The sequence below is a fragment of the Pedococcus sp. P5_B7 genome (genome assembly GCF_054049895.1).
In genome coordinates, this window is sequence record NZ_JBFULM010000002.1 from 337,296 (window position 1) to 355,367 (window position 18,072).

At 71.9% G+C, this 18,072-nt stretch carries 14 protein-coding genes; 6 read left to right on the plus strand and 8 right to left on the minus strand.

What is annotated here, in order from left to right; all coding sequences use genetic code 11:
• Nucleotides 1-71: 71 nt before the first annotated feature.
• Nucleotides 72-1,352, minus strand: a complete 1,281-nt coding sequence (locus tag ACXJKD_RS04445) for a glutamate-5-semialdehyde dehydrogenase (RefSeq protein ID WP_457253214.1) — start codon at nucleotides 1,350-1,352, stop codon at nucleotides 72-74.
• 231 nt (nucleotides 1,353-1,583) lie between these two features.
• Here ACXJKD_RS04445 and pdxY point away from each other — a divergent pair, with 231 nt between their 5' ends.
• A complete protein-coding gene (gene pdxY, locus ACXJKD_RS04450) occupies nucleotides 1,584-2,435 on the plus strand; it encodes a pyridoxal kinase PdxY (RefSeq protein ID WP_457253215.1) in 852 nt (283 codons plus the stop codon).
• Nucleotides 2,436-2,488: 53 nt separating this feature from the next.
• Nucleotides 2,489-3,421 carry a hypothetical protein gene (locus ACXJKD_RS04455; RefSeq protein WP_457253216.1) on the plus strand — a complete coding sequence of 311 codons (933 nt, stop codon included), beginning with the start codon at nucleotides 2,489-2,491 and terminating at the stop codon, nucleotides 3,419-3,421.
• 30 nt (nucleotides 3,422-3,451) lie between these two features.
• On the opposite strand, the gene proB is transcribed toward ACXJKD_RS04455, so the two are convergent.
• The 6 genes from proB to ACXJKD_RS04485 form a co-directional block, all read right to left on the minus strand.
• Nucleotides 3,452-4,576: a glutamate 5-kinase gene (gene proB, locus ACXJKD_RS04460; protein ID WP_457253217.1), complete on the minus strand. Its 1,125-nt coding sequence runs from the start codon at nucleotides 4,574-4,576 to the stop codon at nucleotides 3,452-3,454.
• A gap of 10 nt (nucleotides 4,577-4,586) precedes the next feature.
• Nucleotides 4,587-6,119 (minus strand): GTPase ObgE, encoded by a 1,533-nt coding sequence (obgE, locus tag ACXJKD_RS04465; protein ID WP_457253218.1) that lies wholly within the window; start codon nucleotides 6,117-6,119, stop codon nucleotides 4,587-4,589.
• 258 nt (nucleotides 6,120-6,377) lie between these two features.
• On the minus strand, nucleotides 6,378-6,647 hold the full coding sequence (gene rpmA / locus ACXJKD_RS04470) for a 50S ribosomal protein L27 (RefSeq protein ID WP_179420401.1): 270 nt from the start codon (nucleotides 6,645-6,647) through the stop codon (nucleotides 6,378-6,380).
• 37 nt (nucleotides 6,648-6,684) lie between these two features.
• Nucleotides 6,685-6,993 carry a 50S ribosomal protein L21 gene (rplU, locus tag ACXJKD_RS04475; protein ID WP_057377831.1) on the minus strand — a complete coding sequence of 103 codons (309 nt, stop codon included), beginning with the start codon at nucleotides 6,991-6,993 and terminating at the stop codon, nucleotides 6,685-6,687.
• 215 nt (nucleotides 6,994-7,208) lie between these two features.
• Nucleotides 7,209-10,412 carry an Rne/Rng family ribonuclease gene (locus ACXJKD_RS04480; protein ID WP_457253219.1) on the minus strand — a complete coding sequence of 1,068 codons (3,204 nt, stop codon included), beginning with the start codon at nucleotides 10,410-10,412 and terminating at the stop codon, nucleotides 7,209-7,211.
• A gap of 171 nt (nucleotides 10,413-10,583) precedes the next feature.
• Complete coding sequence (locus ACXJKD_RS04485) at nucleotides 10,584-11,336, minus strand: TIGR03936 family radical SAM-associated protein (RefSeq protein WP_457253220.1); 753 nt, start codon at nucleotides 11,334-11,336, stop codon at nucleotides 10,584-10,586.
• A gap of 79 nt (nucleotides 11,337-11,415) precedes the next feature.
• On the opposite strand from ACXJKD_RS04485, the gene ACXJKD_RS04490 reads away from it, so the two are divergent.
• The 4 genes from ACXJKD_RS04490 to ACXJKD_RS04505 all read left to right on the plus strand — a co-directional run bounded on the left by ACXJKD_RS04490 (nucleotide 11,416) and on the right by ACXJKD_RS04505 (nucleotide 15,481).
• Entirely contained in the window at nucleotides 11,416-12,393 is a 978-nt protein-coding gene (locus tag ACXJKD_RS04490; protein WP_457253221.1) for a hypothetical protein, read from the plus strand.
• Nucleotides 12,393-13,310, plus strand: a complete 918-nt coding sequence (locus ACXJKD_RS04495) for a TIGR03086 family metal-binding protein (protein ID WP_457253222.1) — start codon at nucleotides 12,393-12,395, stop codon at nucleotides 13,308-13,310. The genes ACXJKD_RS04490 and ACXJKD_RS04495 overlap by 1 nt, the downstream gene beginning before the upstream one ends.
• Before the next feature lie 79 nt (nucleotides 13,311-13,389).
• Nucleotides 13,390-14,757 carry a transaminase gene (locus ACXJKD_RS04500; protein ID WP_457253223.1) on the plus strand — a complete coding sequence of 456 codons (1,368 nt, stop codon included), beginning with the start codon at nucleotides 13,390-13,392 and terminating at the stop codon, nucleotides 14,755-14,757.
• Between the two features lie 115 nt (nucleotides 14,758-14,872).
• Nucleotides 14,873-15,481 carry a hypothetical protein gene (locus ACXJKD_RS04505; protein WP_457253224.1) on the plus strand — a complete coding sequence of 203 codons (609 nt, stop codon included), beginning with the start codon at nucleotides 14,873-14,875 and terminating at the stop codon, nucleotides 15,479-15,481.
• A 300-nt stretch (nucleotides 15,482-15,781) separates the two neighbouring features.
• On the opposite strand, the gene ACXJKD_RS04510 is transcribed toward ACXJKD_RS04505, so the two are convergent.
• Entirely contained in the window at nucleotides 15,782-17,734 is a 1,953-nt protein-coding gene (locus ACXJKD_RS04510) for a S53 family peptidase (RefSeq protein ID WP_457253225.1), read from the minus strand.
• Nucleotides 17,735-18,072: the final 338 nt, after the last annotated feature.

An 18,072-nucleotide genomic window follows, 5' to 3' on the forward strand; every position in this document is an offset into this window, starting at 1 on the left:
TCCACGGGCGCTCATCCTGCCAGTTTCCCGCGGACCCGCGTGACCAGCCCCCGGTATGCCGCGCAGCCGGGTCAGGCGCGCACCTGTCCGTCGCCCTCGACGATCCACTTCGTGGTGGTCAGCTCGGGGAGGGCCATCGGGCCCCGGGCGTGCAGCTTCTGGGTGGAGATGCCGATCTCGGCGCCGAACCCGAACTCCCCACCGTCGGTGAACCGGGTGGACGCGTTGACCATCACGGCGGCGGAGTCGACCTCGTTGGTGAAGCGCCGGGCGGCCGCGCGGTCCTCGGTCACGATCGCCTCGGTGTGCCCGGAGCTGTAGGTGCGGATGTGCTCGAGCGCGGCGTCGAGGTCGGGGACGACCCGGACGCTCATCTCGAGCGCGAGGTACTCGGTGCCGTAGTCCTGCTCCGTCGCGGCCTCGTGCGGCACGACGGCGGCCTCTGCCGCGGCGCCGGAGGCGTCGTCGGTGTGGAGGGCCACCCCGGCGCCGGACAGCTCGGCGAGCACCTTGGGCAGGAAGTCCGCCGCGACGGCCTCGTGCACGAGCAAGGACTCGGCGGCGTTGCAGACGCTCGGGCGGTGGGTCTTGGCGTTGACCGTGATGGCGAGTGCCTTGTCGAGGTCGGCGGCCGCGTCGACGTAGACGTGGACGATGCCGATGCCGGTCTCGATCACCGGCACGGTCGACTCGGTGACGACGGTCTGGATCAGCCCGGCCCCACCTCTCGGGATGATCAGGTCGACCAGCCCGCGGGCGGTGAGGAGGGCGCGGACCGCGTCGCGGCCACCCTCGAGCAGCGTGATCGCGTCGGCGGGCAGGTCCTGGGCCTCCAGACCGGTGCGCATCACGTCGACCAGCGCCCGGTTGGTCGACTCCGCCGCCGAACCCCCTCGCAGGATGACGGCGTTCCCGGACTTCAGGCCGAGGCCGGCCGCGTCGACGGTGACGTTCGGGCGGGCCTCGTAGACCATGCCGACCACACCCATCGGCACCCTGACCTGACGGATCTGGAGGCCGTTGGCCAGCGTCGAGCCACGCACCACCTCCCCCACCGGGTCGGGCAGCGCGGCGACGGCGCGCAGCGCCTGGGCCACGTCGGCGACCCGCTGCGGGTCGAGCGCCAACCGGTCGAGCAGACCCTGCGGCATACCGGACTCGCGTCCGCGCTCGAGGTCGTCGCGGTTGGCGGCGACGATGCGGTCGGTGGCCGCGTCGAGGGCGTCGGCCAGCGCGAGCAGCGCGGCGTCCTTGTCGGCGCGGGACAGCAGCGCCAGGCGGCGCGAGGCCACCCGTGCGGCGCGCGCGGCGGTGGCCACCTGCTCGACGGCGGCGGGGTCGATCTCAGCCATGCTCCAAGGGTATGCCGCGCCGTGACCGGAAGCGGCGGGCTACCACCTCGCGGACGACCACCCGGGACACCGCACCCTCGAGCGGCTATGCCGTGCCCCTCAGGGTGGGGCGCTGTCCACCCCGGCGCCGCACCCTGCCCCTCAGGGCGGGGCACGGCATAGCGCCCCGATCAGCACGTCGGGCGACCCTCGGCGGGTCGCTCGGTGGAGCAGCACTGGTTGAATGCGTGGGTGAGCATCCTGTCGATCCAGTCCTCGGTCGCGTACGGCCATGTCGGCAACAGCGCCGCCGTCTTCCCGCTCCAGCGCCTCGGGGTCGAGGTGTGGCCGGTGCACACGGTGCACTTCTCGAACCACACCGGGTACGGCGAGTGGCGCGGCCCGCTGCTGCCCGCCGATGACGTGCGCGCCGTGATCCGGGGCGTCGAGGAGCGCGGGGCGTTCCCGGGGGTGGACGCGGTGCTGTCCGGCTACCAGGGCGGCGAGGACATCGGCGATGTCATCCTCGATGCCGTCGCGAGGGTGAAGGCTGCGAACCCCGCCGCCATCTACGCCTGCGACCCGGTGATGGGCAACGCCAGGAGCGGCTGCTTCGTGCACCCGGCCATCCCGGTCCTGCTGCGCGAGCGCGTCGTGCCGGCCGCCGACCTCATCACGCCCAACCAGTTCGAGCTCGGCTTCCTCACCGGCACCGAGCCGCACACCGTCGAGGAGACCTTGGCGTCCGTCGAGCTGGTCAGGGCGATGGGGCCTTCGGTCGTCCTCGTGACCAGCGTCGAACGACCTGACGCGCCGGCTGACACGATCGAGATGATGGCGGTCACCGACGACGGCGCGTGGATCGTGCAGACGCCGCGGCTGCCCCTGAAGGCCAACGGCTCCGGAGACGTGACGGCAGCGTTGTTCACCGCCCACCTGCTCGCCACCGGCGACCCCGCGCTGGCCCTGGCCCGCACGGCGAGCAGCGTCTTCGACCTGTTGGCCACCACGCTGGAGTCTGGCGAGCGCGAGCTCCAGCTGGTCCAGTCGCAGGCCACCATCGCCGAGCCGCAGATGCAGTTCGACGTCACCCGGCTGCCCTGAACCGCCTGGGCCTGGCCCGCAACCTTTCGCCAGTGGCGAACGTCTCACCGGGTATGAGTCGGCACTCCCCCGCCCTCGTGGCCGTACTGGCCGCCACGCTGCTGGCCGCCGCCTGCGGGTCGGTGGGCGGCCCCGGGACGGTGGGCTCGCCCTCGCCGACCATGAACCAGGAGGACAGGGCGCACCGCGCGGCCCTGATGCTCGACCGGTACGCCGACGCCCGGAAGGCCAGCGACTCAGGCGCCCTGGACCTCGGCGACCAGCTGGAGCAGCAGGACGGCGACTGGGCGCCAGCCGTCGGCGAGAACAACAAGCTGGCCTGGCTGACCGGTCACCTCGTGCAGTTCGCCCCGCTGCCCGGCGCCCCCGGGCCCGGACGAGTGCTCGACGGGACCGTGGGAGGCGTCTCGACGAGCGTCAGCGGGGCCGGCGACGTCCTCGCCGCGATGACGGCTCGGCGCAGCGACTGCGGCGGGTGCACCGACCTGCGGGTCACGGGTGCGGTCCTGACCACGATGGACGTGCGGACCTCCGCAGGGACCGTCACCGTGCCGGCCTGGCGGTTCGCCCTGGAGGGCACCGAGGTGACCCTGCTCCGGGTGGCGGTGCCCGTCTCAGCTCTCGTCCAGACCCCACTGGACTGGACGCAGGCACCCGGGGACGGCGTGCCCGCGGAGTCGTTCGAGCTCGCCCTGGGCGGTCGCGCCCTGAGGGTGGTGTTCACCGGGGCACCGGACGAGCCGGGCGCGTGCGGCGCTGACTACCGCGGCCAGGCGTTCGAGTCGGACCAGGCCGTCGTCGTCGCGGTGCTCCAGGTCCCGCGCGAGCCCAGCGGCCAGGACATCGCCTGCGCGGCCATCGGTGCCGTGCGCACCATCGACGTGCCAATTCAGCGCATGCTCGGCGACCGAGCCGTGCTCAGCCTGGCCGACGGGCACCTGGTCGTGCAGGGTTCGGCGCGCACGATCGGGCCGCCCGCCCGCTGACCCGGGCCCGCGGCATACCTCGGGCGCCGGCTAGAGGATCACGAGGTCGTCGCGGTGGACGACCTCGCGCTCGTACTCCGGGCCCAGCTCCTTGGCGAGCTCACGCGTCGAGCGGCCCAGCATCCCCGGCAGCTCGGCGGAGGTGTAGTTGACGAGCCCGCGGCCGATCACCCGGCCGTCGGGCGCGCAGAGGTCGATCGGGTCGCCGTCGGAGAACGTCCCCTCGACGCCGGTGATCCCCGCCGGGAGCAGGGACGTCCGGCGCTCGGTCACCGCGCGGACGGCTCCCGGGTCGAGCAGCAGCCGGCCCATCGGGGTGGTCGCGTGCGCCAGCCACAGCTTGCGGGAGGTGCGCTTGGAGCCGGTCGGGACGAAGACCGTGCCGACGTCCTCCCCCGCGAGCGCCTGCTCGACCTGCTCGGCGCTGGTCAGCACCGTCGTGATGCCGGCGGCGTTGGCGATCGACGCCGCCTCGACCTTGGTGACCATGCCGCCGCTGCCGACGCTCGAGCCGGTGCCACCGATGACCAGGTCGTCGAGCCCGGCGCCCCCGACCACGGTGGGGACGCGCTTGCTGCCCGCCTTGGTCGGCGGCCCGTCGTACAGCGCGTCGACGTCGGTGAGCAGCACGAGGCCGTCGGCGTGCACGAGGTGGGCCACCAGCGACGCCAGCCGGTCGTTGTCGCCGAACCGGATCTCGTGCGTGGCCACGGTGTCGTTCTCGTTGACGATCGGGACGATCCCGAGCTCCAGCAGCCGGTCGAGGGTGCGGCGGGCGTTGGTGTAGTGCGAGCGGCGCGTCACGTCGTCGGCCGTGAGCAGCACCTGACCCACCGTGAGCCCGTGGGCACCGAAGGCGCGCTGGTAGGCCGCGACGAGGGCTCCCTGCCCCACGCTGGCGGCCGCCTGCTGCGTCGCGAGGTCCCACGGCCGCTTGGTCAGCCCCAGCGGTGCGATGCCCGCGGCGATGGCACCCGAGGACACCAGCACGACCTGCTGGCCGGCGTTCCGGCGCTTGGCGAGCACGTCGACGAGGGCGATGAGCCGCTGCTCGTCGAGCGCTCCTCCGCCGACGTCGGTCAGGCTGGAGGAGCCGATCTTGACCACCAGGCGCCGGGCGCGCGCCACGTCGCCCCGGCGGTCAACCCCGCTCATGCCGCCGCGCTCATTCCTCGGTGTCCTCGTCCTTCGCAGTGGCCCAGTGGCCGGCCCGCCGCTCGGCAGCCAGCTCGTCGCGGGCGACGGTCCGGGCGACCCGGCGCTCGGCATAGTCGGCCCGCTTGTCGTCACGGGTCGGGCGGGTGGCCTCGTCGAGGCGCAGGTCGGTGCCCCGGGCGCCGAGCAGCTCGGCGCCGGCCACCAGCGTGGGCTCCCAGTCGAAGACCACCGCGTTGTCCTTGGGCCCGATGAGCACGGTCGCCCCCGCGACGGCTCCGGCCTTGAAGAGCGCCTCCTCGATGCCGGCCCGGCCGAGCCGGTCGGCGAGGTAGCCGACGGCCTCGTCGTTGGAGAAGTCGGTCTGGCGGACCCAGCGGGTGGGACGCTCCCCCTCGATGCGGAACACCTCACCGTCGGCGGTGTTCTCGCGGATCACCGTGAAGCCCGAGTCGTCGACTGCCTTGGGGCGGATGACGATGCGCTGCGGGGTGGCGGCGGCGACCGCCTCGATCTCGGCGCGGGCCTCGGCGACGTGCCGGGCCATGGCGAAGGTCAGCTCGCGCAGCCCGGTGTGGGCCACCGCCGACACGACGAACACCTCGATGCCGCGCGCCTCGAGGTCGGGCTTGACCATCTCGGCCAGCTCGAGCGCGTCGGGGACGTCGGACTTGTTGAGCACGACGATGCGGGTGCGCTCGGCCAGCGGGCGGCCGCCGAGCGTCGCGTCGGGCACGTACTGCGCCAGCTCGCGCTCGATGACGTCGAGGTCGGTCATGGGGTCACGACCGGGCTCGAGCGTGGCGCAGTCGATGACGTGCACGAGCACCGAGCACCGCTCGACGTGGCGCAGGAACTCCAGGCCCAGGCCCTTGCCCTCGCTGGCGCCGGGGATCAGGCCGGGCACGTCGGCGATGGTGAACCGGCCCTCGCCGGCCTGCACCACTCCGAGGTTCGGCACCAGGGTGGTGAACGGGTAGTCGGCGATCTTCGGCCGCGCAGCGGACAGCACCGACACGAGCGAGGACTTGCCCGCAGAGGGGAAGCCGATCAGCGCGACGTCGGCCAGGGACTTGAGCTCGAGCACGATGTCGAGGGCGTCGCCGGGCTCGCCGAGCAGGGCGAAGCCGGGCGCCTTGCGGCGGGCCGACGAGAGCGCCTTGTTGCCGAGGCCTCCGCGGCCGCCGCGGGCGACGACGAACTCACCGTCGAGCCCGACGAGGTCCTTCAGCACCTCCCCGGACCCGTCCTTGACGACGGTGCCCTCGGGCACTGCCAGGACCAGGTCGCCGCCGTCGGCGCCGTTGCGCTCGTCACCGGCGCCGGGCTTGCCGTTGGTCGCCTTGCGGTGGGGGTGGTGGTGGTAGTCGAGCAGCGTGGTGACGTTCGGGTCGACCCGCAGGATGACGTTGCCACCCCGCCCGCCGTTGCCACCGTCGGGACCGCCGAGCGGCTTGAACTTCTCGCGCTTGACCGAGGCCACTCCGTGTCCGCCATCGCCGGCGGCGACGTGCAGCACGACGCGGTCGACGAACGTGGTCATGGGGGCTCCTCTGTGGTCTGGGTGGAAAGTCTAGGCGGGCCGTCACTCGGCCCCCTTTATCGGGTTTAGGGGGAAGGTTGCGCTTCACCCGAGAAGCGTTCTCGGGTGAAGCGCAACGAAGTCCCTACACCCGATAAACGTGCTGGACGTGCGAAGGGGGCGGGCCCGTATCGGGCCCGCCCCCTCCGGTGCGGTGCGTCACGTGGCCTGGCCACGCGGCATACCGAAAGTTTCTGATCTCCTGCTTCGCCCGGAAGTTCAGCTGGCGTCCGAGGTCTCCAGCGGGACGATGTTGACGACCTTGCGCCGACGCTTCGTGCCGAACTGGACGTTGCCCGCGACCAGCGCGAACAGCGTGTCATCGCCGCCCCGGCCGACGCCGTCGCCGGGGTGGAAGTGCGTGCCGCGCTGGCGGACGAGGATCTCGCCCGCGTTGACGAGCTGGCCGCCGAAGCGCTTCACGCCGAGGAACTGTGCGTTCGAGTCGCGACCGTTGCGGGTCGAGGACGCACCCTTCTTGTGTGCCATGTCAGTACCTGCCTTCTCTGGGTCTCTGGTCCGAAACTCAGGCGTCGATCGAGGTGATCTTGACCTGGGTCAGGTGCTGACGGTGGCCCTGACGCTTGCGGTAGCCGGTCTTGTTCTTGTACTTCATGATCGTGATCTTGGGGCCCTTGGCGGCCTTGACCACCTCAGCCTTGACGGTGACCTTGGCGAGCTTGTCGGCATCGCTGGTCACGGTCGAGCCGTCGACGACGAGAAGGGGGGTCAGGTCGATGCTGTCGCCAGCCTTGCCGCTGACCTTGTCGATGATGAGGACATCGCCGACGGAAACCTTCTCCTGGCGACCACCAGCGCGAACAATCGCGTACACGTGGAACTCTCTTTCCTACTTCGGGCGGCACGCGCTCTCTGTCTGGACCGGCCGGCAGCTACCCGCGCCATGACCGAATCCCGAAGGAACGAGCACAGTTGCGGACGCCGGACGGTGGGCGCACCAAGGAACAAGATTACCGGGTGGAGGGCTTGCCGACCAAACCGGCGGTCGTGCGGCACACCAGCGGTCAACCCACCGGTATGCCGCACGGCTCAGGACTGCTCGGAGGCCGCCTCCGCGCCACCCGACGTGGCGTCCTCCCCGGCGACCGCACGAGGCGGGCCGGCGGGTGCCATGACCCGGCCCCGACGGCGCCGCTTGGGGACGGCAGCGGTCGGCTCGGGCGTCGGCTCGGGCTCGGGGGCGGGCTCGGGCTCGGGGGTCGGCTCGGGCTCGGGCGTCGGCTCGGCGGCCTGCTCCTGCTCGGGGGTCTCCTCGGCCACGGACTCCGCCACGGGCTCGACCCCGAGCTCGATGTCGGGCTGATGGGGCTGCTGCTGGTCGACGTCCTCGTGCACCTCGACGACCGGGGTGTCCTGGCCCGCGACGTCGTCGAAGTCGTGGTCGTGGTCGTGGTCGTGGTCGTGGTCGTGGTCGTGCTCGCCGTGCTCGCGGTGGAGGTCGTCGTCGTGGTGGTGGTCGGCAGACTTCAGTGCGGCGGCGTGGGCCGCTGCGGCGATCTGTGCCGGCGTCGGGCCGGAGTGCACCGGCTGGGGAGCCGGCTCGGGCGTCGTGCCGGGCGCACCGGAGCGGCCACGCCGGCCGCGACCGCGGGCAGCCTGGCCGCCGGCACCGCCGTTGGCACCACTGTCACGACCACTGTCACGACCACTGTCACGACCGCTTTCACGACCACCGTCGCCACCGCCGGACGGCTTCTCGACGGGGTCAGCGTGCACGATGATCCCGCGTCCGCCACAGTGCTCGCAGTTCTCGGAGAAGACCTCGATGAGACCGGAGCCGACCCGCTTGCGGGTCATCTGGACCAGGCCGAGCGAGGTCACCTCGGCGACCTGGTGCTTCGTGCGGTCCCGGCCCAGGCACTCGAGCAGGCGTCGCACGACGAGGTCACGGTTGCTCTCGAGCACCATGTCGATGAAGTCGATGACGATGATCCCGCCGATGTCGCGCAGCCGGAGCTGGCGGACGATCTCCTCGGCGGCCTCGATGTTGTTCTTGGTGACCGTCTCCTCGAGGTTGCCGCCGGACCCGACGAACTTGCCGGTGTTGACGTCGACGACCGTCATGGCCTCGGTGCGGTCGATCACCAGGGAGCCACCAGAGGGCAGCCAGACCTTGCGGTCCATCGCCTTGGCGATCTGCTCGTCCACCCGGTAGTGGGTGAACAGGTCCTCCTCGGAGGTCCACTTCTTCAGCCGCTCGGCGAGGTCGGGTGCGACGTCGCCGAGGTACTCGCTGACCTCTCCCCAGGCCTGGTCGCCGGCCACGACGAGCGAGGTGAAGTCCTCGTTGAACACGTCGCGGATGACCCGCACGGTCAGGTCGGGCTCACCGTGGACCAGGGACGGCGCACCGCCCTTGCCCTTGCTCTTGGAGTCGGCCTTGGCCTTGATCTTGTCCCAGGTCTTGGTGAGCCGCTCGACGTCGGCGCGCAGCTCCTCCTCGCTGGCCCCTTCGGCGGCGGTGCGCACGATGACGCCCGCACTGTCCGGGACGACCTCCTTGAGGATGCCCTTGAGGCGGCTGCGCTCGGTGTCGGGGAGCTTGCGGGAGATGCCGGTCATCGAGCCCTCGGGCACGTAGACCAGGTAGCGACCCGGGAGCGAGATCTGGCTGGTCAGGCGCGCGCCCTTGTGGCCGATCGGGTCCTTGGTGACCTGCACGAGGACCGTGTCGCCGGACTTCAGGGCGTTCTCGATCCGCTTGGGCTGGTTGTTCTCCAGGCCTGCAGCGTCCCAGTTGACCTCACCGGCGTAGAGGACGGCGTTGCGGCCCTTGCCGATGTCGACGAAGGCGGCCTCCATCGACGGGAGCACGTTCTGGACGCGACCGAGGTAGACGTTGCCGGCCATCGACGCGTTGGTCTCGCGCGAGACGTAGTGCTCGACGAGGACGTTGTCCTCGAGGACGCCGATCTGGGTGCGGCCCTCGCGCTCGCGGACGACCATCACCCGCTCGACGCTCTCGCGACGGGCCAGGAACTCGGCCTCGGTGATGATCGTGCGGCGACGACCGGCCTCGCGACCCTCGCGGCGACGCTGCTTCTTGGCCTCCAGGCGGGTCGAGCCCTTGACGCTCTGCGGCTCGTCGCGGCGCGACTCGCGCACCCGCGTCACGGTGCCGGGCGGGTCGTCCCCCTCGGCGGAGGAACCACTGCGACGGCGGCGACGGCGACGGCGGCTCGACGAACCCTCTTCGTCGCCCTGGTCGTCGGACGCCTCGGCGTCCTCGGCGTCGGCGCCGGAGTCCTCGTSCTCGTCGGAGGACGCGGCGGCGTCGGCGTCGCCCTGACCGCGACCACGGCCGCGGCCCTTGCCCCCGCGGCGACGACGACGGCGACCGCCCTCGCCGCCACCGTCGGTGTCGTCGTCGCGGTTCTGGCTCGCGTCGTCCTGGTCGTCCAGGTCGGCCCGCTCGGTGGCTGCGGCGTCGTCGGCGTCGGCGGACTGGCTGGCGTCCGCCTGGGCGCCGCGTCCCCCGCGACCACGACGGCGCCGGGGCGCCGGGGTCTTGTCCTCGGTGCCGTGCGTGTCGGTCCCGACCTCCTCGCCGGGGGCGGCCTCGGCCTCCGCGGAGTCCGTGGTGTCGGCGGGCACGGCGGCGACCTGCGGCGGGCCGGCCGCCTTGGTCGCAGCGCGACGGCGGGTCGGGCGGGCCGCAGCCGGGTCGGGCGCCTGGAACAGCACGCCGAAGCTGGGCACGGTGGCCGCGGTGGGCTGCCCGGCGGCGTCCAGCTCGACCTCGTCCTCGTCCTCAGCCTGCGTGGGCTCGCTGGCGGAGGGGTCGACGGCGGCGTCCACGTCGGCCGGCCCCGCGAGCAGCGCCGCGGCAGCGTCCTCGCTCGACTCGGCGTCGGGCTGGTCCGCGGGGGCGGCCTTGGTCGCCTTCGTGGCGGTGGTCTTCTTCGCGGTGGTCTTCTTCGCGGTCGCCTTCTTGGCGGTGGTCTTCTTCGCGGCGGCCTTCTTGGCCGTCTTCGGAGCCGGGGCGTTCTCCTCGGCCGGCGCGGCCGACTCAGCGGTCGCGGGCTCAGTGGTCTCGGGCGCTGCGGTCGCTGCGGTAGCACCCTCGCCACCCTCGGCGGGGGCCACCGGCGCGGAGGCCTTCTTCGTGGCGCGGCGGGCGCGCTTGCGGGCGGGCGCCGGAGCGCTCTCGGCGCTCTCGGCCCCGGCAGCGCCCTCGGTGGGAGCGTCCTGCGAGGAGGAGTCGGGGTTGAACAGGTCTTCCGTGGAGGCCATCCGTGGCGTCCTTCCGTCACCCACGGGCGAAGGCCACACCGAGAGTCCGGATCGGACTCTCCCCTCGGCCACGTGGTGCGCGGTGTTGCTCGTGTCGGTGGCGGGTGCCGTCGGCACGGAAGTCGGTTGGGCTACGCCTGTCGAGGCTCGCGCAGGTCGCGCGGCACCAGGTCAAGCGCCGTCGTCGTCCTTGTCGGCAGCCAGTGGATCAGCCACCCCAGCGGTTGCGGGTCGCAGCGGGCCTTGCGCCAGTCGGGTCACCAGGGGTGGTGTCGGTGGCGCCAGCTCCGTGGCTGCTCGCAGCGCGGTCAGGACGTCGTCGGGGCGTACGGCCGGTGTGGTGTGCCGTACAACCACCCGAAGTATCGCACAGTCGGGCCGCTCCGACGGCTCGGTGGCCATCGACACGACGGCAGACCGCACGTCGAACGTCTTGGGTCCGGTCTTGAAGGTCCTGGTCACCTCGACCCGGTCGAGCGCGAGCAGCTGGTCGGCAGCGGCCTGGAGCTGCTCGGCGGTGACCCCCGGGAAGTCCATCACCCAGTCGCTGCCCTGGAGGCGGTCGGCCAGCGCGCCCGGGGCGGCCTCGACGACCTCGAGCACGTCGAGCCCCTCGGGGAGCGCCTCGTCCAGAGCCCGGCGCACCGACTCCGGGTCGACCCGCTCGGTCACCGAGATCTCGAAGTACTCCGCCTCGCTCGCGGTCCCGGTCGGCGCCGCGTTGGCGTAGCTGATCTTGGGGTGCGGGTGGAACCCGGCCGAGAACGCCATCGGCACACCGGCCCGGCGCAGGGCACGTTCGAGGGCACGCTGGAAGTCCCGCGTCGACGAGAACCGCAGCCGACCGCGCTTGGCGTACCGGATCCGCAGCTTCTGCACGGCCAGCGCGGGTGGGGGTCCTTCGGGTACGCGTTGCCGGGCCATGGTGGCAGCCTAGGCACTCCCGCGCGAGTGGCTCCAACGGGCCATGGCGGGCCGACGCGGAAGGTGCCACGGTGAGGTCGTGGCAGCGGGCGACCTCCTGCGCGACGTCGTGGAACGCACGGTGGTCTCGGACCACGTGGGCAAGTCCGGAGCGGGCCTGGAGCGGGTCCGGCTCCGTGACGGGCGTGCGCTCGTGGTCAAGCGGGTCGACCCGCAGCACGACGTGACCCTGGCCATGACCGGTGGTGGGCCATCGAGGGAGTACCTCCTCTGGCGCGACGGCGTCCTCGACCAGCTGCCCCCCGGCGTCGGCCACGCCGTGCTGGACGGGTGGGTCGAGGGCGACAGCACCGTGCTCGTGCTTCGCGACCTCGGCGACCGCGTCCTGAGCTGGGCAGACCGGCTCTCGGCCGAGCAGGCCGCCCGGACGATGACGGCGGTCGCCTCGCTCCACCGCACCTTCCTCGGTCAGGCACCGACCGGCCTGGCTCCACTGGACCTCGTCGTGACGCTGTTCACGCCGCGTCGGATCAGGGCGGCCCAGGTCGACCAGGTCGAGCTCATGCGGCTGGCGCTGCGCGGGTGGGAGCTGTTCGCGGACGCCGTCCCCGCCGACGTCGCCGAGCCGGTGCTCGGGCTGCTCGACGACCCCGAGCCGCTCGTCACGGCGCTGCACCGTGCGCCGGCGACGCTGGCCCACGGCGACCTCGCCACCGTCAACATGGCGTTCGAGGGTGACGACCTCGTCCTCCTCGACTGGGCGATGGCGACGGAGGGACCAGGAGCCCTCGACGTCGCCAGGTTCGTGGCGGGGTGCTCCTCGGTGGTCGACGCGACGAGGGAGGACCTGATCGGTTGGTACCGGGCGGCGGCCGGCCCTGCGTGCGACGACCGCACCATGCACCTCGGACTGCTGTCGGCGATGGTCTGGCTGGGGTGGAACAAGGCGCTCGACGCGGTCGAGCACCCGGATCCGGCGATCCGGGCCCGGGAGAGGACGGACCTCGACTGGTGGGTGGACGCCACCCGAACGGCACTGGAGAGCGGAGCGATCTGATGGACCTCAACACGCTGTACCACCGCACGGTCGAGCGCTGGGCCGACGTCGTCGTCGCCGTCCGGGACGACCAGTGGCAGTCCCCCACCCCCTGCAGCGAGTGGAGCGTCCGAGACCTGGTGAACCACGTGACGTCGGAGGACCTGTGGACGGCCGCCCTCCTGGAGGGTGGGACCATCGAGGAGGTGGGCTCCAGCCTGGACGGCGACCTGCTCGGCGACGAACCCATCGCCAGGTCGATCGACGCGGCGAAGGCAGCCACGACCTCCGTGGCGGATCGGCTGCCCCGGGGTGGCACGGTGCCGCTCTCGTTCGGCGACACCGACGTGTCCGAGTACGTGTGGCAGCTCGCGGCCGACCACCTCATCCACTCCTGGGACCTGTCAGCCGCCACGGGGACCGACCGGCGCCTCGACCCGGCCCTCATGGCGGGCGTGGCCGGGTGGTTCACCGACCGCGAGGAGCTGTACCGCGACTCGGGGGCGGTGGCCGCCCGAGCCCTCTCGCACGGCGGACCCCAGGGCGACCTGCTCGCCACCTTCGGTCGCGACTCGGAGTGGGGCCCGAACCACGCCTGCGCCGCGCGATTCCTGCGCGCCTTCGGGAGCGGCGACATGGACGCGGCCCTGCTCGAGATGACGCCCGACTGCGTGTTCGAGGCGACCGGGCCGGCGCCCGACGGGGTCCGCCACGAAGGAGCCGGTGCGGCCCACGCCGTGTGGACCCAGATGTTCGCCGAGACCACCAACCCGCTCTTCTCCACCGAGGAGCAGTTCGTCGCGGGCGACCGGGCCGTGGTCCGGTGGTCCTACAGCTGGACCGACGACCAGGGCGCCCCGGGACACATCCGCGGGGTGGACGTCATCAGGTTCCGGGACGGGCTCATCTGCGAGAAGCTCTCCTACGTCAAGGGCTGAGCAGCACCGGCCCAGACCCCCACCTACGGAATCCGCAGTCGGGTGCGGCCGGCCACCTCCCGGTCCTAGCGTGTCCCCCATGGCAGACCTCGACCGCGCCCGGCTGGCCACGCTCCTCGACGGCGAGCAGGCGGCATACACCGCACGGCACCCACGCAGCCGCGCCCTCTTCGAGGAGGCGGGCAACCTGTTCGGGCGGGTGCCGATGACGTGGATGAACATGTGGTCCGGCGGCTTCCCCCTCTACCTCGACCGGGCCTCGGGCAACCGCGTGACCGACGTCGACGGCCACACCTACGTCGACTTCGCGCTCGGCGACACCGGCGCGATGGCGGGGCACTCCCCCGCCGCGACCGTGGCCGCCGTGCAGCAGCGTGCCGGCGAGCTCGGTGGGATCACGACCATGCTCCCGACCGCTGACGCCCAGTGGGTGGGCGCCGAGCTCGAGCGACGGTTCGGTATGCCGTTGTGGAGCTTCACGCTGTCGGCCACCGACGCGAACCGGTGGGCCATCCGGCTGGCCAGGCTCGCGACCGGGCGGCCCAAGGTCCTCGTCTTCGCCTACTGCTACCACGGGTCCGTGGACGAGGCGTTCGCGCTGCCCGGTCCGGACGGCAAGGCCCAGAGCCGTCCCGGCAACGTCGCGCCCCCGGTCGACCTCGACCTCACCACGCGCGTCGCGACGTGGAACGACCTCGCGTCGGTCGAGGCCGCCCTGGCCCACGGCGACGTGGCGGCGGTGCTCACCGAGCCGGCCCTGACCAACATCGGGATCGTCCTGCCCGAGCCAGGGTTCCTCGAGGGCGTGCGTGCGCTGGCCACGGAGTACGGCTCGCTGCTCATGGTCGACGAGACCCACACCTTCTCGGCGGGCTGGGGCGGCGCGACGACCGAATGGGCCCTGGAGCCGGACGTCCTGGTCATCGGCAAGTCCATCGGTGGTGGGATCCCGTGCGGCGCCTACGGGTTGTCGCGAGAGGTCGCGCAGGCGGTCACCCGACACACCGACGCGGGCGACGCCGACATCGTCGACGTGGGCGGCGTCGGCGGGACCCTCGCCGGCAACGCCCTCTCGACCGCTGCCATGCGGGCCACCCTCGGCGAGGTGCTGACGCCCGACGCCTTCGCGCACATGACCGAGCTCGCGACCGCCTTCACCACAGGCGTCCAGCAGACCCTCGACGAGCTCGACGTCCCGTGGTCGATCAGCCGGCTCGGCGCCCGGGCGGAGTACCGCTTCGCCCGTCCGGCGCCGCGCTCCGGCGAGGAGTCCGCGGCGGCGGCCGACGACGCCCTCGACGCCTACCTGCACCTCGCGATGGCCAACCGGGGCATCCTCATGACGCCGTTCCACAACATGGCGTTGATGTGCCCGGAGACCTCGCGGGACGACGTCGACCTGCACACGCGGGTCTTCCGCGAGGTCGTCGGCGCCCTCTTCGACTGACCGCTCAGCGCAGGGCCCGGTTTGTCCGGTGACGGTGCCCGGCGCCCGGCGTAACTTCGGGAGTCGGACCACTTCGCTGGGAAGCGGCCCCTGCGAGAGAAGCGGAGGGTATGCGGTGTTCATCCAGATCATCCAGGGAAAGTGCCGGGACGCGGACCGAATGCACCGGCTGACCGACGAGTGGCGCGAGCAGCTGGGACCGACGGCCGAGGGCTGGCTGGGTGGGACCTACGGCATCACCGACGACAGCGAGTTCGTGGGTGTGGTGCGGTTCGAGAGCCGCGAGGCCGCCGCCAGGAACTCCACCAGGCCCGAGCAGGGTGAGTGGTTCACCAAGATGCAGGAGTGCTTCGACGGCGACGTCATGTTCCACGACTGCGACAACGCGCAGATGTTCCTCGACGGTGGGTCCGACGAGGCGGGCTTCGTGCAGGTCATGCAGGGCCGGCTCAGCGACCCCGAGCGGTTCCGGCGCTTCATGGACCAGCCGATGGACATGCTCCAGGAGCAGCGGCCCGAGATCATCGGCGGCACCATCGCCATCGACGAGGACGGCTTCTTCACCGAGACGATCGCGTTCCGGAGCGAGGCCGAGGCACGGATGGGCGAGCAGAAGGAGATGCCCGAGGAGAGTCGTCGCGAGTTCGAGTCCGAGATGGCCCAGGTCAGCGACATGCGCTACCTCGACCTGCACCAGCCCTGGTTCGCGAGCCGGATGGGCTAGCTCCGACCACCCGTTCGGGTGGAAACGTAGGCCGCCCGCTCAGCCCTGGCGCGAAGCCTGGGCGAGCGGGCGGCATACCCCAGCCCTCTCCGCACGAGCGGCTGGGGGGTGGCACCAGCAGGCGGGTGAAGGGGACCCGACCACTGGTGCGGCGGTCTGGAGGAGGCGACCGCGGCCACTCACATTGGACAACGCGGCGGGGTCATCCTCCGATGACAAATGTCACCGGTTCCATGTGAGTTCCCTGGGAGTGGAGCACCGACGGGCGGGTGAAGGGACCCACCCGCCGGTGCACGGCGGTCAGGAGGAAGCGACCGCGTCAAGCCACGCCTGCCCGTTGGGGACACCGACGCCGGTGACGTCGTCGTACCCGGGGCGGACGTGGATGGTCAGGGCGGCATCGCTGTCGAAGGTCCGCTCGCTGTAGACGTAGCCCGCCGAGGCGTCCACGCCGTTCACGTAGTCGGACCGGACGTCACCGGGGTAGGTGGCGAGGTCGGTCTTGGTGATGTCGATGCTCGAGCTGCGAGCGCCGTAGAGCACCGGGTTGGCCAGCCCGAACTCGTGTCCGGCCTTCTGCTCGGCCAGCGCGAACATGCCCGCGTAGAGCGGAGAGGCGAGCGAGGTGCCGCCGATCCGGTACTCGGAGTAGTGCTGCGAGCCGTCCGGGAAGGTCTGGGTCTCCCCGACGAGCATGCCCGTGTTGGGGTCACCGAGCGCCGCGACGTCGGGCACCGCACGCATCGCGCCACCACCGTAGGTCTGCGAGATGGCGCCGGGCACGACACCCGCCTGGTAGGACGGCTGCGCGAACAGTCGCGAGGTGCCACCGCCGCTTCCGTAGAGGAAGGCGGGGGTGTTCCAGGTGGTCGTGGCCTTGTTCAGCGTGCCCTTGGCGGTCTCCCACCCGAGCTCGAAGACGCGGCCGTTCGACTGGGAGACACCAGCGCTGGTGCCACCGACTGCCGTGACATAGGGGCTCGAGGCCGGCCAGTCCGGCGTCGGGGTCGCGCCCGCGACAGCGCCGGTCTCGTCGGCGCTGTCACCCGAGGAGAAGAACAGCGTGATGCCCTCGGCGGCGGCCTGGATCTGGGTGTCCAGCGACGGCTTGATGGTGCCGGCCGGGAGGGCCTCACCGCCGTAGCCGTAGGAGTTGCTGACGATGTCGGCCAGGTGCTGGTCGACCACCTTGTTCATGATCGCGTCGAGGTCGCGGTAGTTGTTCGGGGCACCGATGTACGTGATGTCCGCCCCCGGGGCCATCGTGTGGACGGCCTCGACGTCGAGGGTCTCCTCACCGGCCCAGCCCTGCGGGTCCTGCTTCGGGTTCTCCGGGCGGTTGTAGGTGCCCGGTGCCACGACCTGGGTGAAGTGTCCGTTGAGCGACGGAAGGCCGTGTGCCGCGGAGTAGGTGTTCGCGTCCTGCAGGATCGTGGGCGAGGCGTAGGCGTCGATGACGCCGACGGTCACGCCGCGTCCGTCGTTGCCCGAGCCGATCGCCCCGGTCATGCCGTAGAGGCCCTGGAGCTGCGCCCCGGCATACCCCTTGGGCGCGAAGGCGCTCGGCGAGGACGGCAGCGGGGTGCCATCGGGGGTGGGGGTGTTCTGCACCGTCTTCTGGCCCCAGTAGTCGCTGGTCGGCTGGGCGTTGCGGAACAGCGCCGGGCCGGGGGTCACCTTGTCCTGGCGGGCCAGGGTCTGCGACTCGTCGAGCCCGACCACGCCCTCCACTGCGGTGAGGGACGCGGGCACCTTGAGCGCGGTGGTGTTGCCCCGCACCGTCTTGCCCTCGGTGCGGTACTCCGCGAAGGACGTGTCGAACGCCTTGGCTGCCTGGGCGAGCGTCCCCGTGGCCTCGACGTACTTGTGGTTGGCCGGGAGTGCTCCGACGGTGAAGCCTTGGGTCTTGAGCCAGGACGAGACGGTGTCGACATCGGCCTGGGCGGGCGAGAACCTGGCGCGGAACTGCGCCGGGGTCAGGAACTTCTGGTAGCTGGCGCTGCCGGGGGTCGAGACCGAGCTGGCGTATGCCGCGGCGGCGTCACCACCCCGGTAGTTGAGGTACACGCGGAACGTGACCTGCTGGGTGGCGTCGGTGGACGCGGCACGGTTCTTCGCGACGGCCCACGACGGGACGCTGCCGGGCAGGGCGTGGGGCCCGGCAGGGGCGGCCAGCGCGGAGCCGGCCGATGCTGCGGTGACCAGGGCTGCTGCACCGAGGGCGGCGCAGGTGGATCTCGACAGACGGGACATGAAACCTCCGGGACGGGGTGGCCGGGCCGGCCGGGTCTCGGCCGCCCACGGGTGGAGCCGTTTCATTCGACACCGGGGTCTCGGCCCGACCCGATGACAAATGTCACCGGTTTGATGGGAGTTCCCTGAGAGTCGGCCAGGGCGATCTTGCGGCACAGAGGTCCACGGGCAACGCAATCTCTTACTGAAACAACCACTTTGGGCACTTCCTCCTGCGTCATATGGCGGTCACGCACACACCCCGAGGCACCTAGCGTGGGACCCGGCACCCGACGACCGTGCCCGACGACCCCACCGCCCTCGGACCCCCTTCTCGCCTTCTGGGGGGCTCCCCCGAC